The sequence below is a fragment of the Hydrogenophaga sp. GW823-FHT04C09 genome (assembly GCF_058796355.1).
Genome location: NZ_JBXAIO010000001.1, coordinates 682,113 through 698,364 on the forward strand (window position 1 = coordinate 682,113; position 16,252 = coordinate 698,364).

The following is a 16,252-nucleotide window of genomic DNA, read 5'->3' on the forward strand; positions in this document are numbered from 1 at the left end:
GGAAGGGGGGACAGGAATTATGGGACGGGGTCAGAGCACGAGCAAACGATCCACCCAGCCCAGCGCCTCGCGGCCGCTCCAGTCGACCTCGCCCCGCACGCGCTGGCGCGCGCGGCCCTGGCGATTGATCAGCACCGTGGTCGGAAACACCCGCACGCCCCAGGCGCGCGCGTGTTCGCCCAGTGGGTCCAGCCACACCGGCAGGCTCAGCTGGGTCTGCTCCACGAAACGCAGGGCGCGCTGCGGCGGCTCCTTGAAGTTGAGCGCGATCACCGCCAGGCGGTCCTCGCCAATCAGCGGGGGCAGGTCCTGCAGCATGGGCATTTCGGTGCGGCAGGGCTCGCACCAGCTGGCCCAGAAGTTGAGCAGCACGGCGCGGCCTTTGAAATCGGCGAGCTTCACGGCCCGGCCTTGCAGGTCCAGGGTCGTCAGCGCCGGCGTGGGCGTGCCGCGCGGCCAGTCGCTCAGTTCGAAAGCCGGCTGTGCGCCGACCGCCACCGGCCCCAGGGCCACGGCCAGCCCGCTGGCCAGGACCTGCCGGCGGCTCAGCGTGCTCACACGCGTTCGGCCACCCAGCCCTGCACCGACTGCAGTGCCTTGGGCAGGCCGCTCGCGTCGGTGCCGCCAGCCATGGCCATGTCGGGCTTGCCGCCGCCTTTGCCGCCCACCTGCTGGGCCACGAAGTTCACCAGCTCGCCGGCCTTGACCTTGCCCATGCTGTCGGCGGTGACGCCGGCGGCCAGTTGCACCTTGGCGCCGTCCACGGCAGCCAGCACGATGGCGGCGGACTTGAGCTTGTCCTTGAGCTTGTCCAGCGTGTCGCGCAGGGTCTTGGCGTCGGCGCCGTTGAGCACGGCGGCCAGCACCTTGATGCCCTTGACGTCCACCGCCTGCGCCACCAGCTCGTCGCCCTGGCTCGAAGCCAGCTTGCCCTTGAGCGCGGCCACTTCCTTCTCCAGTGCCTTGACCTGCTCCAGCGTCTGGCCGATGCGCGCGTTCAGCTCGACCGTGGGCGCCTTGAGCACGCCCGCCGCCTGCGCCACCGTGTCTTCCAGCGACTGCAGGTAGGCCAGCGCGTTCGTGCCGGTGATGGCTTCGATGCGGCGCACGCCCGCGGCCACGCCGCTTTCGCCCACCACCTTGAAGAGGCCGATGTCGCCGGTGCGCTGCACGTGCGTGCCGCCGCAGAGCTCGCGGCTGCTGCCGATGTCGAGCACGCGCACGGTCTCGCCGTACTTCTCGCCGAACAGCATCATGGCGCCGGTCTTCTGCGCCGACTCGATGTCCATCAGGCGCGCCTGCGTGGCGTGGTTGTCGAGGATCTCGGCGTTCACCTTGGCCTCGATCTGGCGGATCTGCGCGTCCGTGACGGGCGCGTTGTGCGCGAAGTCGAAGCGCGTGCGCTCGGCGTTCACCAGCGAGCCCTTCTGCTGCACGTGCTCACCCAGCACCTCGCGCAAGGCCTTGTGCATCAGGTGGGTGGCGCTGTGGTTGCGCACGGTGGCGGCGCGCAGCGCGGTGTTCACCTGGGCGTTCACGTGGTCGCCCACGTTGAGCGTGCCCTGCTCCACGCTGCCGTGGTGGCCGAACACGTCGGCCTTGATCTTCTGCGTATCGCCCACGGCGAAACGCGCCGAGCCACTGGTGATGACGCCCTCGTCGCCGACCTGGCCACCGCTCTCGGCGTAGAACGGCGTGTTGTCCAGCACCACCACACCGGTCTGGCCGGCGTTCAGCGCGGCGACCGGCGTGCCTTCGAAGTAGAGCGCGACGATCTTGCCGGGCGCTTCCAGCTGTTCGTAGCCCACGAACTGGTTGCCCGCGCCGGTGTAGTCCAGCGCCTTGTCCATCTTGAACTTGCCGGCCGCGCGACCTGCGGCCTTCTGCTTTTCCATCGCGGCGTGGAAACCCGCCTCGTCCACCGACAGGCCGCGCTCGCGGCAGACGTCGGCCGACAGGTCGAGCGGGAAGCCGTAGGTGTCGTGCAGCTTGAAGGCCACGTCGCCCGGCAGCACCTTCTCGCCGCCGGCCAGCGCCGCGTCGAGGATTTCCATGCCGTTGGCCAGCGTTTCGTAGAAGCGCTCTTCCTCGGCCTTGAGCACCTCGGTGATGCGCTGCTCCTGGCGCGCCAGGTTCGGATAGGCCGCGCCCATCAGCTTCACCAGGTCGGGCACCAGCTTGTGGAAGAACGGCGTCTTCTGGCCCAGCTTGTAGCCGTGGCGGATGGCGCGGCGCACGATGCGGCGCTGCACATAGCCCCGGCCTTCGTTGCTGGGGATCACGCCGTCGCTCACCAGGAAGGCGGTGGCGCGGATGTGGTCGGCGATCACCTTGAGCGAGGGGTTGTCCAGGTCGCTGATGTGCGTCTCGCGCGCGGCGGCCTTGATGAGCGCGTCGAAGATGTCGATCTCGTAGTTGCTGTGCACGTGCTGCAGGATCGCGGCCAGGCGCTCCAGGCCCATGCCGGTGTCCACGCAGGGGGCGGGCAGCGGCGTGACGGCGCCGGTCTCGTCCATGTTGAACTGCATGAACACGTTGTTCCAGATCTCGATGAAGCGGTCGCCGTCTTCATCGGGACTGCCCGGAGGGCCACCGGCGATGTGGTCACCGTGGTCGTAGAAGATCTCGCTGCACGGACCGCAAGGTCCGGTGTCGGCCATCATCCAGAAGTTGTCGGACTTGTAGCGGCCGCCCTTGTTGTCGCCGATGCGGATCACGCGCTCGGGCGGCAGGCCGATCTCTTTCGTCCAGATGTCGTAGGCCTCGTCGTCCTCTTCATACACCGTGGCCAGCAGGCGCTCCTTGGGCAACTGGTAGACCTCGGTCAGCAGCTCCCAGGCCCATTTCAGGCTCTCGCGCTTGAAGTAGTCGCCGAACGACCAGTTGCCCAGCATCTCGAAGAAGGTGTGGTGGCGCGCGGTGTAGCCCACGTTCTCCAGGTCGTTGTGCTTGCCGCCGGCGCGCAGGCAGGCCTGCACCGAGGCCGCGCGCACATAGGGGCGCTTGTCGGTGCCGAGGAACACGTCCTTGAACTGCACCATGCCGGAGTTGGTGAACATGAGCGTCGGGTCGTTGCCGGGCACCAGGGGGCTGGACGCGACCACGGTGTGGCCCTTGGAAGCGAAAAAGTCCAGGAAGCTCTTGCGGATGTCGGCAACGGAGGCGGGGCGGGTCATGTTGGCCTTGTGGGTGGTCGTCGTTGAATGCGGGGCAGCGCTCGCGCGCGCGGAACCCGCTATTTTCCAACATGCGGGCCGACCCCGGCGCGCGGGCGGCGAAATCGGGTGGATCGGCCCGCCGCGTCGCGGGCGGCACCGCCCCGGAAAAGACCGGGGGCTATGCTGGAACGCCTTTCGGCGGCACAATCGGCGGCGATTCATTTAACAAGTTAAATAAATTCCGATCACCCCTTCCCGCGCACCGCATCGACGGAGACAACACCCATGGACATGAAGACCTCCCCCCTGGCCCTGCTCAAGGACCCGAGCCTGCTCAAGACCGACGCCCTGATCAACGGCCAGTGGGTTGCCGGCAACCGCCGTTTCGACGTGCACGACCCGGCCACCGGCCACAAGCTGGCCGACGTGGCCAACCTGGGCCCCGCAGATGCCGAAGCCGCGATCGCCGCCGCCAACGCCGCCTGGCCGGCCTGGAAGGCCAAGACCGCCAAGGAACGCAGCCACATCCTGCGCAAGTGGTACGACCTGCTGATGGCGAACCAGGACGACCTGGGCACCCTCATGACCGCCGAACAGGGCAAGCCCCTGGCCGAGGCCAAAGGCGAGGTGGCCTATGGCGCGAGCTTCGTGGAATGGTTCGCCGAGGAAGCCAAGCGCATCAACGGCGAAACCCTGCCCACCTTCGACAACAACCGCCGCCTGATGGTGCTTAAGCAGCCCATCGGCGTGTGCGCGGCCATCACGCCCTGGAACTTCCCGCTCGCCATGATCACGCGCAAGGTGGCGCCCGCGCTGGCCGCCGGCTGCCCCGTGATCATCAAGCCGGCCGAGCTCACGCCGCTGACCGCGCTGGCCGCGGCCGAACTGGCCATCCGCGCCGGCATCCCGGCCGGGGTGTTCAACATCCTCACCGCCGACGCCGAACAGTCCATCGCCGTGGGCAAGGTGCTGTGCGCGAGCGATGTGGTGCGCCACATCAGCTTCACCGGCTCCACCGAGGTCGGCCGCATCCTCATGGCGCAGTGCGCGCCCACGGTCAAGAAGATGTCGCTCGAACTGGGTGGCAACGCGCCCTTCATCGTGTTCGACGACGCCGACATCGACAGCGCGGTGGAAGGCGCCTTCGCCAGCAAGTACCGCAACGCCGGCCAGACCTGCGTCTGCACCAACCGCTTCTACGTGCAGGCCGGCGTCTACGACGCCTTCGTGGCCAAGTTCGCCGCCAAGGTGAAGACCGCCAAGGTCGGCAACGGCTTTGGGGAGGGCGTGAGCCAGGGCCCGCTGATCGAGGAAGCAGCCCTCGTGAAGGTGCAGCGACATGTGGACGATGCCGTGGCCAAGGGTGGGCGCGTGGTGGCCGGTGGCCAGCGCCTCGCCAGCCTGGGCAGCGGCCAGTTCTTCGAACCCACCGTGGTGGCCGACGCGACGGCCGACATGCTGTGCGCGAAGGAGGAAACCTTCGGCCCCTTCGCGCCGGTGTTCAAGTTCCACACCGAGCAGGAAGCCATCGACGCGGCCAACGCCACCGAATTCGGCCTGGCGAGCTACTTCTACAGCCGCGACGTCGGCCGCATCTTCCGCGTGAGCGAGGCGCTGGAGTACGGCATGGTCGGCATCAACGTCGGCATCCTGGCCACCGAACACGTGCCCTTCGGCGGCGTGAAGCAATCCGGCCTGGGCCGCGAGGGCTCGCACCACGGCATGGACGACTACGTGGAAATCAAGTACCTCTGCGTCGGCGATATCCTCAAGTGATTCCCACCTGAGAGACACCCACCCCATGCAGTTCGACTGGAGCCACCCCTACCCCACCATCCGCAGCCCGCTCATGGCGCGCAACGTGGTCGCCACCTCGCAGCCCCTGGCCGCGCAGGCCGGTCTGCGCATGCTGCTCAAGGGCGGCAACGCGGTGGACGCCGCGATCGCGGCCGCCGCCGCCCTCACCGTGGTGGAGCCCATCTCCAACGGCCTGGGCAGCGACAACTTCGCGATCGTCTGGGACGGTCAGCAACTGCACGGCATGAACTCCTCGGGCGTGGCGCCCGCGGGCTGGAGCAAGGCCTATTTCGAGAACAAGCACAACGGCCAGATCCCGCTGCGCGGCTTCGACGCCGTGACCGTGCCCGGCGCGGTGGCCGGCTGGGCCGCCTTGTCCGAGCGCTTCGGCGCCCTGCCCTTCGCCGACCTGATGGCGCCCGCCATCGAGCTGGCCGAAAGCGGCTTCGCGGTGGCGCCCGTCATCGCGCACAAATGGGCCCTTGCCGTGCCCCTGCTGCAGGACAAACCCGGTTTCGCGCAGGCCTTCATGCCCCGTGGCCGTGCGCCGCTGCCCGGTGAGCGCTTCGGCTTCGCCGAGGCCGGCCGCGCGCTGCGCCGCATCGCCGAGACGCGCGGCGAGGCCTTCTACCGGGGCGAGATCGCCGCCGCCATCGACGCCTTCGCGCGCGAACACGGCGCGCAACTGCGCGCCAGCGACCTCGCCGCGCACGAGGTGCAGTGGGCCAAGCCCATCGAGATGGCGTTCGCCGGCCACACGGTGCACGAACTGCCACCCAACGGCCAGGGCATCGCCGCGCTCATGGCGCTGGGCATGCTGGAACAACTGGACATCGGGCGCTACGGGCCGGACAGCATCGAAGGCCAGCACCTGCAGATCGAGGCCGTCAAGCTCGCCTTCGCCGACACCTACCGCTGGGTCGCCGACGAGCGCTTCATGACCGAGGTGCGCGCCGCCGACCTGCTGGACCCGGGCTACCTGCGCGACCGCGCCAGGCTCATCGACCCGAAACGCGCCATTCACCCCGGCGCGGGCCACCCGCCGCGCGGTGGCACGGTCTACCTCACCGCCGCCGATGCGCAGGGCCGCATGGTCAGCCTGATCCAGTCCAACTACCTGGGTTTCGGCAGCGGCGTGGTGGTGCCCGGCTGGGGCATCAGCCTGCAGAACCGGGGCCACGGCTTCACGATGCAGGATGGCCACCCCAACCAGGTCGCACCGGGCAAGCGGCCCTTCCACACCATCATCCCGGGCTTCCTCACGCGGCAGGGCCAGGGTGTGATGAGCTTTGGCGTGATGGGCGCCAACATGCAGCCGCAAGGCCATGTGCAGACGCTGGTGCGCATGCTGGTGCACGGCCAGCAGCCCCAGGCCGCGTGCGACGCACCGCGCTGGAAATGGGGCAAAGGCCTGGACGTGGATTTCGAATCCACCATGGCGCCCGCGCTGCGCGACGGCCTCAAGGCGCTGGGCCACCGCTTCGAGCCGACCGCCGACACCTACCTCGACTTCGGCAGCGGCCAGTTCATCGCGCGCCTGAGCGACGACATGGCCGACGGCTACGTGGCCGCGAGCGATGCGCGGCGCGACGGGCAGGCGGTGGGGTTCTGAGCTTCGTCCTGCGGAGGCGCCACGCGTCAGTCGGCCTTGATGCCGTTGCGCTTGACCACGTCGGTCCACATCGCGAGTTCGCTGCGGCACAGCGCCGCCAGTTGCTCGGGTGACCCCCCCACCGGCTCCGTGCCGGCCGTGAGGAGCTGCGTCTTCACCTCCGGCATGGCGAGCACCGCGGCGACTTCCCTGTTCAGCTTCGCCAGGATGGGCTTGGGTGTGCCCGCAGGCAGAAAGAGGCCGTACCAGAGTTCGCTGTGAACGCTGGAGAGGCCGGCCTCGGCAAACGTCGGCACATCGGGAATCTCGGCGAAGCGCGATTTGCCGGTTTGCGCCATCGCCTTGAGGTGGCCGCTCTTGATCAGGCGAACGGCGTTCTCCATCGGGGCGAGCACCACCGTGACGCTGTTCTGAACCACGTCCATGATGGCGCCGGGCACGCCCTTGCTCGGGACGTGCCGCATGCTGGTGCCCAGCACCTGTTGCAGCTGGGCGGTGTAGAGGTGCAGGGTCGAGGCCTGCCCCGCCGAAGCGTAGGTGGCGTTGTCGCCCTGCGCCTTCAGATAGCTCACCAACTCCTTCAGGTTGTTCGCCGGTGTCGCGGCGTTCACCACCAGCACCAGGTTCGAGCGGGCGATCTGGATGACCGGATCGAAGTTCTTGATCGGGTCGTAAGGCATCTTGCGCAGCACCGAGTTGATGATGTGCGTGGGTGGCGCCAGCATCATGGTGTAGCCGTCCGGCGCGGCGGCGGCGACCGCCGCGGTGCCGATCTGTCCGCTCGCACCGGGGCGGTTCTCGACGATGACCGGCTGCCCCAGGCGTTGCGACAGCCGCTCCGACACCATGCGGGCCAGGGTGTCCGTCACGGACCCCGGGCTGTAGGGCACGACCATCTTGAGGGTCTTGGCGGGATAGTTGCCCGCTGTCTCGGCCTGGGCCATCGCCCATGGGGTGGTGGCGGCGGCCAGCAGGCCGATGACCGCGGTGCGTCGGTCGAGTCGAGGGATGTTCATGGGGTTTGTCTCCTGGTTTTACCGTCCATCTGCCTGGGCTTGCGCGGGCGCCTAACGCCATCCGTAAATCGACAAGGTGCTCTCTCCTCGTTGGAGCCGCTGGACGAACTCGGCTTCTTCGGCATCGCGTTGCGCCCCCGCGTCCAGGACCGCCCCGGCCATGTAATGAGGAATGGAGACGACCCCATCGCCGTCACCGACGATCAGATCGCCAGCGTTCACGACCACGTCGCCGATCAGAACCGGGTGATTGATCCAGCCGACGGCGCCGAAATCCTTGCCCGTCCCCCGGATGCAGAGACCGCGGCTGAACGTGGGCACGCCGATCTCCCGCAGCAGATGGCCATCGCGCACGCAGCCGTCGATCACCAGGCCGGCCAGGCCTCGGGCCTTGGCCATCGTCGCCATGATCTCGCCCCAATAACCATGCTCGTGGGCACCGCCCGCGAACACCACCATCACATCGCCGGGCTGGACCCGCTCGAGCGCGCGATGCAGCCAGAGGTTGTCCCCCGGCGGGGAATGCACGGTGAGGGCCGATCCCGCGCAGCGAAACCCGGGCGCGAGCGCCTGGATCTGGGAAGGCAGGGCACCGATCTTTCGCGCGGCCTCGTGCAGCGTGGCCGACGATGCGGCCTGCGCTCGCGCGAGGACGGGCGCCGGCAGCCGGACCGCGTCCCGCGTCGTGGTGGAAGGGTCGTGCCGCTGCATCACGATGCCCTCGTCTGCAACTGGTGGTACCCATGGGCCTTGCGCGCCTCGTCCAGGCGCATGCCACCCCGCACCGCCGCGCGCACGCGCGCCTCGGCCGAGTCGATGGCTTCGGCGGTGTCCAGGACCCGTGCCTCGTGCTCCTTCGGAATGATCACGACGCCATCCGCGTCGCCTTTCACGATGTCACCCGGGCTCACACGGGCATCGCCGACATTGACGGGAACGCCCGTGGCCTCGACCTGCACACGGTCCTTGCCGGTGCGCATCCAGTGGTCCTTGGAGAAGACCGGGTAGTTCAGTTCCAGACAGAGCGCGACATCGCGGCAGATGCCGTCGATCACGGTCCCGGCGATGCCCCGCCGATGCGCAATCTCGGTCAGGATGTCGCCCCACACGGTGGCGTTGTCGCGGCCGCCGTTGTCCAGCACGATCACGCTGCCAGGAGGCACATCGTCGATGTAGTCTCCGACGGTGCCAGGTGGGCTGCCCGCAGGGCCGTACAGCAGGGTCCACGCCCGGCCGGCCATGCGAAAGGAAGGGTCTCGCGGCTTGACGCGATGGCACTGGCCAACGATGCCCAGCTTGTCGAGAGCGTCACTGAGGGCGGCCGTGTCCAGCCGGGCCGCGCGTTGCACATGGGGATCGTCGTTCATCGCTTGTTCTCCAGCATCTGTTCGTAGTGGCCATTCATCACCTGGCTGATCGGGGTTCCCCCCTGGAGGGCCTTGGCCATGCCGCCCTCGCGCCGCGCGATGGCTTCGGCGGTGTCGAGCACCTCCTCGATGCTTGCCGCCGCAATGACGACCACACCACTGCGATCGGCCACCACGTAGTCACCCGGCTGGACCGAGACATTCCCCAGCGCCACCGGCAGCTGAGTGCCCAGCTCGACGACGCGCGACCGGGCCGTCAGGCAGGTCAGGCTGCGGCTGAAGATGGGGAAACCGTAGGCGATGGCCTCGTCCACGTCCCGAAGTGGGCCATCGGCAATGACGCCCTCGACGCCGCGCACCTTGGCGCCCAGCGTGAGCAGCCCGCCCCAGCAGCCGGCCTCGACGCCGGAACGCTGCTCGACCACGATCACCTGGTCCGGCCCCGAGAGTTCGATGGCGGTGCAACCCAGATGCCGTGGCTCACCCGGGGGTGGCTGGCCTGGACCGACCTTCATCGTGACAGCGACCCCGGCGATGCGCCCCTGACCACTGCGCTGCGGGATGCCGGTGACGGCGCCCGCGCGCCCCAGCTTGTCGAGGGCGTCGGACAGCGCGCAGACGTCGATGCGCCGCAGGCGCGCCACGCATGCCTTCTGGATGGTGCTCAGCGTGTTCATAGGCCTGCCGCCTCCCGGAAAGCCTGGCGGACCGACTCGGGCTGGCCATAGGCAAAGCGGAACCCTTCGTAGTGCTGCCGCCAGATGGGGTGCGCCAGAAGCACTTGCCTCGGAAGGCCCCGCAGCAGAAACTCGCGTTCCGCGATGGGCAGCTGAACCCGGACGTTTTTCGCCGGATCACGGATGACGCCTTTCGGATCCTCGCCCCGTTCAACCGCCGCGATGTCCTGCTCGAACCGCCGACGCAGCATCACGATGCCGCGGTCGCTGAGCCCGAGGGTCTCCTTCGTCCGGTCGGCGATGACCCCCTGGCCCACCCAGGCCACCATGTCCTGGTTGATCACGTGACTCGTCACCCAGCGCCCGGTGGCGTCGTCCTTGACCGGGCTGCGCCAGGTCGGCACCGAGGGCTGTGAATACGACTCGACCTCCTGCGGCAGGCGCGTGAAGATCCACGAGATGCTGAGCGTGTTCTCGTCGTCGATCGGCACCCGATACTCGAAGTGGTCCCCGAGGAAGAACGCGTTGGGCCACAGGCACACCCGGCCGACGGTCCACATCGCATCGGCCTTCGTGGCCTCGCCGCGGATGCGCTTGTAGACCAGCCCGTGGTCGAACTCTTCGAAAGCGACTTCCTTGTGTTCCGCCGAGTAGGGGCCGGTCTGCCCGCTCAGGCGGGTGCTCCAGTTGTTGTGCATCCATTCGAAGTGCACGGGGTCGATGGAGTTCTCCTGGCACTGCAACCAGTTGCAGGGCACGTCGGATACCACGATCTGGACGAAACCGTTCTCGAAGCTGAAAGGCTCCCAGTCGGGCAGCTCCGGTGCGGGAGCGGGCCCCAGGTAGGCCCACAGAAGCCCGGCCTTCTCCTTCACCGGATAGCCCTGGATGCAAATCCGCCCGCGTTTCGTGATGTCGGGGTTGACGGTGTCCTCGTACGGGCGGCTCACGCACTTGCCCGAGGCATTGAAGGCCCAGCCGTGGTAGCTGCAGCGGATGCCGTCGGCCTCGACGAAACCGTAGGACAGGTCGGCGCGGCGGTGGGCACAGGCCCGCTCGACCAGGCCATGGTTGCCGCTCAGGTCGCGGTAGAGGACGAGGTCCTCGCCCATCAGCCGCAGCGGCTTGATGGGGTTCTCATCGAGTTCCGAGGCACCCGCGATCGGCATCCAGTGCCTTCGCAGCACCTCGCCCATGGGCGTTCCGCGGCCGACCTGCGTCAGCCTGCGGTTCTGTTCTTCATTCATTGCTTCTGTTTCCTTCTTTCACACTGACAAGGACCACGCCACGAAACCCATGCCGCTGCCGGTGCCGGCCGGCGTCCGGTAGCACGGCGTGTAGTCCCGCATGTCGATGCGCAGCCCCGCTTCGTTCATGGCCGCGGCCACGGCCATCCAGCTCTTGATCTCGCCGCTGTTCCCGTTGAACCAGCTCTCCGGAATCGACTGGAGCGATGCCGCATCGAATGGGCTCAGGGCCTGGAGGACTTTCTGATCCAGCGATTCGTCGACCACGAAGTGGCTCAGCCCCCCCGAGGCGATGAACACCACACGCGACGCATCGGGCAGATCGCGCACCGCCCGGGCCAATGCCGCGCCGAAGCCGAGCGCCCTCCCCGTTCTGACCTGGTTGGGGGCGACACCCACGTTGACAAAGACGGGCACGCTCGGCGGCGGCGCATCGTTCAGGATGCGCCGGTACACGAAACCGAACGCGTGGGGAATGCCGTGCTGTCCATCGGCGGTCGACGGCAGGCGGGCGGAGGTCGCCACATCGAAACCCGCGTCGCTCAGGCTCTCCACGATGCGCGTCGCCTGGGCCGCATGACCGGGGTACACCGCCCCCTCCGGTGGACAGTGCCCCACCTCCGCTTCGGCGATGCCGGGCGGCAGCTTGGCCAGCTGCGCCGGGGTCAGGGGAATGTTGGGAATCGACTCGCCGGTGTACACCAGCAACGCGGGTGACATGTCGTCATGGAAGACCTCCCGCTGGTCGTTGCCCACGACGATCACCCAGTCCGCCCTCATCGCCTTGAACTTGTCCGCCAGCTGGTCCAGTGACGACTGGCATTGCGCGTAGGCGCGCGCCTGATGCGCTGCCTGCACGGCCATGCCGAATCCCGGCGCTCTGGCGGCGAGCAGCTCATCGTAGTGATGGCGCCGGCCCTGATACCAGTGGTTCACATTCTTCTGATCGGCTCCCGCTCGCAGGTGCCAGATCGAAGGAGGCGTGCACAACAGGGGGCCATGGGAGACCGCAATGCCCCCAACGATGTTTGCCATGTCTGGTGTCTCCCGCAGAGGATCTACAGCTTGAAGACCTGCTTCGCGTTGCCACTGAAGATCGCCTGCTTCGCGTCTTCGGAGAGCCAGTCGAAACCCTCGATGAGCGGCTGGATGTCGTCCATCCAGCGCCCGGTCGCGGGGTCTTTCACCGTGCCGACGCCAGGGCGCTCGGCGCCGAAGATGCAGCGCTCGGGGCCGACGGTCTTGATCAGCAGGCGCAAGGCCTCTTCCGAATAGAGCACGGTGTCGAAGTAGAGGCGGCGCAGCGCATCGAGGAAGGGCTCGGGTGCCCGACCCGGGCGCAGCGATGGCGCATGGAAGCGCCCGACCTGATACGGCATCGCGCCACCGCCATGCGACACGACGATGCGCAGTCGCGGGAAATCCTTGAACACGCGCGAGTTGCACAGCGCCATGACGGCTATCGTCTCTTCGTTGATGAAGTGGACCGAGTAGCTGTTGCGCTCCGAACGAAAGCCCGCGGAGTGCAGGTAGGCGGGCACGTCGAGTTCGACCAGGCGCTCCCACAGCGGGTACCAGTATTCGCTGCCGAGATTCGGCACCGCCTGGGTGTCCAGCCCCTCGCTGGGATCGGTGTTCACCATCGCCGCCACCATGCCGAGCTCCTTGACGCAACGGTCCAGCTCCGGCAGGCAGTTCTGGATCGGCTCGCCCCAGGCCTGCGGCAGGCCACATACCCCCCGGAAGGTGCCCGGCACCAACCGGGCCTGCTGCCCGATCATGCTGTTCACCTCTTCCGTGTACCAGTGAACCAGCTTGGCCGGCCTTTCGCTGTGCATGCTCTGGTAGGGCCGGGGCGAGATCAGCTGCATGTCCGTGCCGAGCTCTTTCAACTGTTCCAGGTGGGACTTGGTGCCGAAGGTCGGCGTGTGGAGGACGGCCAGCATCTCGTCGTCACTCACCTTCGGCGATCCGCGTCCGTGGTTGCCGCGGTGCGACAGCAATCCGGCCTTCCACACATACAGCGAATCGGGCGCAGTCACGTGCGCGTGTGCATCAATGAGCATGTCTTTTTCCGTGGGCATTGCGGGCGATCGGGACCAACGCGGCACCTCGACCTCTGGCGCCGGACACCCCATGGGCGTCTCTCGGCTTGGGTCGAACTGTAATCTGTATATCTGTAATATACATTAGGGTTTTCACGATGGTGCCGGCGCAGGCGCACCAAAGAGAACGGGCGCCCAAGGCGCCCGTTCTGGCAAAAAAAGAAGAAAAAGCGCCCGGCGCTAGGGGGCCGGGGCTTGAGCCGCCGGCTCGGCCGTGGCGGTCGGATCCGAGCCCAGGATGCGCATCCGGATGCCGGACTCGCGCTCGCGCATCAGCTCACCCGCGGCCACCGCATCCCCATTGACGATGGCCTGGAGCAGGCGGGCGTTGGACTGGATGATCCGGCGAGTGGCCGCCGCGGTCGTGTTGGCCTCGAGCAAGGGACCGAGCACCGATCCGAAGGCCCGGTACTGGGCGATGAGGACGCGGTTCTTGGAGGCGTTGACGATGGCCTCGCGGAACCGCATGGAAGCTTCCGTGAACGCGTGCGGGTCACCCGCGGCCGCCTCGGTGGCCTGCGCCGCCTCTTCCATCCGCGCGGCATCCTCCGGGGTCACGCGGCCCGCGGCCAGCTCGGCCGAGGCGATGCTCGTGATGCTCTGCGCTTCGAGCATCTCCGCCGCGGTCAATCCGATGAGATGGAGCTGAACGGCCAGCGAGTCGACCAGGCGATCGGAGTTGCCCATGGCCACCCAGGCACCACCCCGGGAACCCATGCGGACTTCCACCACGCCCATGGCGATCAGCGAACGCAGCGCATCGCGCGCCGCGATCCGGCTCACACCGAACTGCTGAGCCAGGGTGATTTCGCTGCCGATGAACTCGCCGGCCTTGAGCTTTCCCGAGAAGAGCGCATCGCGGATCTGCCGCACGATCGACCACGAGAGGCTTTCGGCTCGCGCGGCGGGCTCCCATTGGGGGGCGGTGTGGGCTGATGGCTCGTTCATGATGAAACCGCGCTGCCACAGGCGCCGCACGCGCAGCGATGGTGCCGGTGAAGGGGGAGTCCAGAGGTGGAGCGGGTGAAGGGAATCGAACCCTCGTATGAAGCTTGGGAAGCTGCCGTTCTACCATTGAACTACACCCGCAGCAGGCCGCCATTCTAGCGCCCCGGCCGGACCGGTCAGCCGGTCATCGACGCGCCCACGCCCATCAGGGCCAGCACGCCCAGCACCGCGAAGATCAGCGCGGCGATGATGTGCACGATCTTGATCGGCACGCGCCGCGTGATCGCCTCGCCGAAGAACACCACCGGCGCGTTGGCCAGCATCATGCCGAAGGTGGTGCCGATCACCACCGCGATCAGGGGTTCGTACTGCGCGCCCAGCGCCACGGTGGCGATCTGTGTCTTGTCGCCCATCTCGGCCAGGAAGAAGGCCCACAGCGTCGCGACGAACACGCCCATCTGCCGCTTGGGCACGGCGTCTTCGTCGTCCAGTTTGTCGGGAATCAGCATCCACCCCGCCATGGCGATGAAGGAGACCCCCAGCACCCAGCGCATCACGTTCGGGCCCACGGCGGCCATGATCCAGGCGCCGGCAGCGCCCGCGAGGGCGTGGTTGAGCAGGGTGGCCACCAGGATGCCCCAGACGATGGGCCAGGGGCGCTTGAAGCGGGCGGCGAGGACGAGGGACAACAACTGGGTCTTGTCGCCCATTTCGGCGAGGGCGACGATGCCCGTCGAGATCAGGAATGCTTCCAAGAGAATGCTCCGAGGGCCGGCAAAAGACAGAAGACCACACGGCATCCCCGGCCCATCCGGAGGCAGTGTGGTCAAAGGTCTTGCCAGGCTGGAAGCTGTCTGCGCCATGGCCGTGGGGGCCAAGTGTGTTGACGCGGACCTCTGCAGGGCGCAGAGCGGCTACTCCCCAATGACGGGTGCAGGCGGGAGTATACCCGCCAGGGGTATCAGACCAGCGTGACGCCGGTCTTGGACTGGATGAACTCGCGCGTGACGCCCGGGGCCATTTCCACCAGCTTGAGGCCTTGCGGCGTCACGTCCATCACGCCCAGGTCGGTGATGATGCGATCGACCACGCCCACGCCGGTCAGCGGCAGGGTGCAGGACGGAATGATCTTCAGGTCTTCGGTGCCATCCTTCTTCTTCGCGACGTGCTCCATCAGCACGATCACGCGCTTGACGCCGGCCACGAGGTCCATCGCGCCCCCCATGCCCTTGACCATCTTGCCCGGGATCATCCAGTTGGCCAGATCGCCCTTCTCGCTGACCTGCATCGCGCCCAGGATGGAGAGGTTGATCTTGCCCCCGCGGATCATCGCGAAGCTGTCGTGGCTGCCGAAGATGCTGGAGCCCGGGAGCGTGGTCACGGTCTGTTTGCCGGCGTTGATCAGGTCGGCGTCGACCTGGTCTTCGGTCGGGAACGGACCGATGCCCAGCATGCCGTTCTCGCTCTGCAGCCAGACTTCCTTGGTGCCGGTGTGGTTGGCCACCAGCGTCGGGATGCCGATGCCGAGGTTCACGTAGAAACCGTCTTCGAGTTCTTGCGCCGCGCGCGCGGCCATTTGGTCTTGGGTCCAGGGCATGGTCAGGCTCCAGCTTTCTCGGTGATGGTGCGCTTCTCGATGCGCTTCTCGGGGTGGGCGTTGTGCACGATGCGGTGCACGTAGATGCCGGGCAGGTGGATCTGGTCCGGGTCGATCGCGCCGGTCTCGACGATTTCCTCCACCTCGACCACGCAGATCTTGCCGGCCATGGCCGCGGCGGGGTTGAAGTTGCGCGCGGTCAGGCGGAACTGCAGGTTGCCGGACTTGTCGGCGCGGTGCGCCTTCACCAAGGCCACGTCGGGCACCAGCGCACGCTCCATCACGTAGGTCTCGCCGTCGAACTCGCGCAGCTCCTTGCCCTCGGCCACCAGGGTGCCGACACCGGTCTTGGTGAAGAAGGCCGGGATGCCCGCGCCGCCGGCACGCAGCTTCTCGGCCAGCGTGCCCTGCGGCGTGAATTCGAGTTGCAGTTCACCGGCCAGGTACTGGCGCTCGAACTCCTTGTTCTCACCGACGTAGCTCGAGATCATCTTGCTGATCTGGCGCGTCTCCAGCAGCTTGCCCAGGCCGAAGCCGTCCACGCCCGCGTTGTTGGAGATCACGGTGAGGTTCTTCGCGCCGCTGTCGCGCAGCGCATCGATCAGGGCCTCGGGAATGCCGCAAAGGCCGAAGCCTCCGACGGCAAGCAACTGGCCATCGGCCACGATGCCTTTGAGCGCGGCGTCCGCGTTCGGGAAAATCTTGTTCACGTCGGTGTCTCCTGGGTT

At 67.5% G+C, this 16,252-nt stretch carries 15 protein-coding genes, 1 tRNA gene and 1 riboswitch; of the genes, 2 read left to right on the forward strand and 14 right to left on the reverse strand.

The features are described from left to right. Positions 1–30: 30 nt before the first annotated feature. Together AC1Q9M_RS03125 and alaS are read right to left on the reverse strand one after the other, a co-directional pair. Entirely contained in the window at positions 31–558 is a 528-nt protein-coding gene (locus AC1Q9M_RS03125; RefSeq protein ID WP_492432364.1) for a TlpA family protein disulfide reductase, read from the reverse strand. Continuing rightward, positions 555–3,176: an alanine--tRNA ligase gene (alaS, locus tag AC1Q9M_RS03130; RefSeq protein ID WP_492432366.1), complete on the reverse strand. Its 2,622-nt coding sequence runs from the start codon at positions 3,174–3,176 to the stop codon at positions 555–557. The genes AC1Q9M_RS03125 and alaS overlap by 4 nt, the downstream gene beginning before the upstream one ends. Positions 3,177–3,443: 267 nt before the next feature. Between alaS and AC1Q9M_RS03135 the strand changes: the two genes are divergently transcribed. Both AC1Q9M_RS03135 and AC1Q9M_RS03140 read left to right on the forward strand, forming a co-directional pair. Beyond that, complete coding sequence (locus tag AC1Q9M_RS03135) at positions 3,444–4,934, forward strand: NAD-dependent succinate-semialdehyde dehydrogenase (protein WP_492432368.1); 1,491 nt, start codon at positions 3,444–3,446, stop codon at positions 4,932–4,934. Positions 4,935–4,959: 25 nt separating this feature from the next. Further along, on the forward strand, positions 4,960–6,567 hold the full coding sequence (locus AC1Q9M_RS03140; RefSeq protein WP_492432370.1) for a gamma-glutamyltransferase family protein: 1,608 nt from the start codon (positions 4,960–4,962) through the stop codon (positions 6,565–6,567). A gap of 26 nt (positions 6,568–6,593) precedes the next feature. On the opposite strand, the gene AC1Q9M_RS03145 is transcribed toward AC1Q9M_RS03140, so the two are convergent. The 12 genes from AC1Q9M_RS03145 to AC1Q9M_RS03200 form a co-directional block, all read right to left on the reverse strand. Continuing rightward, on the reverse strand, positions 6,594–7,583 hold the full coding sequence (locus AC1Q9M_RS03145; protein ID WP_382326950.1) for a Bug family tripartite tricarboxylate transporter substrate binding protein: 990 nt from the start codon (positions 7,581–7,583) through the stop codon (positions 6,594–6,596). Between the two features lie 51 nt (positions 7,584–7,634). After that, complete coding sequence (locus tag AC1Q9M_RS03150; RefSeq protein WP_382324059.1) at positions 7,635–8,294, reverse strand: 4-carboxy-4-hydroxy-2-oxoadipate aldolase/oxaloacetate decarboxylase; 660 nt, start codon at positions 8,292–8,294, stop codon at positions 7,635–7,637. Then, on the reverse strand, positions 8,294–8,950 hold the full coding sequence (locus AC1Q9M_RS03155; protein WP_382158927.1) for an RraA family protein: 657 nt from the start codon (positions 8,948–8,950) through the stop codon (positions 8,294–8,296). Before AC1Q9M_RS03155 ends, AC1Q9M_RS03150 begins: the two co-directional genes overlap by 1 nt. Continuing rightward, positions 8,947–9,627: an RraA family protein gene (locus tag AC1Q9M_RS03160; protein ID WP_444686266.1), complete on the reverse strand. Its 681-nt coding sequence runs from the start codon at positions 9,625–9,627 to the stop codon at positions 8,947–8,949. Before AC1Q9M_RS03160 ends, AC1Q9M_RS03155 begins: the two co-directional genes overlap by 4 nt. Then, positions 9,624–10,874, reverse strand: a complete 1,251-nt coding sequence (locus tag AC1Q9M_RS03165) for a Rieske 2Fe-2S domain-containing protein (protein ID WP_382326958.1) — start codon at positions 10,872–10,874, stop codon at positions 9,624–9,626. The genes AC1Q9M_RS03160 and AC1Q9M_RS03165 overlap by 4 nt, the downstream gene beginning before the upstream one ends. Before the next feature lie 18 nt (positions 10,875–10,892). Then, positions 10,893–11,909, reverse strand: a complete 1,017-nt coding sequence (locus tag AC1Q9M_RS03170; protein WP_492432374.1) for a DODA-type extradiol aromatic ring-opening family dioxygenase — start codon at positions 11,907–11,909, stop codon at positions 10,893–10,895. 23 nt (positions 11,910–11,932) lie between these two features. After that, on the reverse strand, positions 11,933–12,940 hold the full coding sequence (locus tag AC1Q9M_RS03175) for an amidohydrolase family protein (RefSeq protein ID WP_291121599.1): 1,008 nt from the start codon (positions 12,938–12,940) through the stop codon (positions 11,933–11,935). A gap of 219 nt (positions 12,941–13,159) precedes the next feature. Continuing rightward, the gene (locus AC1Q9M_RS03180; protein ID WP_444686263.1) at positions 13,160–13,927 is read right to left on the reverse strand and encodes a FadR/GntR family transcriptional regulator; all 768 of its coding nucleotides are present in this window, start codon (positions 13,925–13,927) and stop codon (positions 13,160–13,162) included. A 67-nt stretch (positions 13,928–13,994) separates the two neighbouring features. After that, positions 13,995–14,068 (reverse strand) — tRNA-Gly (locus AC1Q9M_RS03185). Positions 14,069–14,103: 35 nt separating this feature from the next. After that, positions 14,104–14,682, reverse strand: coding sequence for a TMEM165/GDT1 family protein (locus AC1Q9M_RS03190; protein WP_382158938.1), 579 nt, complete (start codon positions 14,680–14,682; stop codon positions 14,104–14,106). Between the two features lie 6 nt (positions 14,683–14,688). Continuing rightward, a riboswitch (yybP-ykoY riboswitch) is annotated at positions 14,689–14,862 on the reverse strand. Positions 14,863–14,888: 26 nt separating this feature from the next. Beyond that, a complete protein-coding gene (locus AC1Q9M_RS03195) occupies positions 14,889–15,524 on the reverse strand; it encodes a 3-oxoacid CoA-transferase subunit B (RefSeq protein WP_382158940.1) in 636 nt (211 codons plus the stop codon). Positions 15,525–15,526: 2 nt separating this feature from the next. Further along, a complete protein-coding gene (locus AC1Q9M_RS03200; protein WP_382324046.1) occupies positions 15,527–16,234 on the reverse strand; it encodes a CoA transferase subunit A in 708 nt (235 codons plus the stop codon). Between the last annotated feature and the right edge of the window lie 18 nt (positions 16,235–16,252).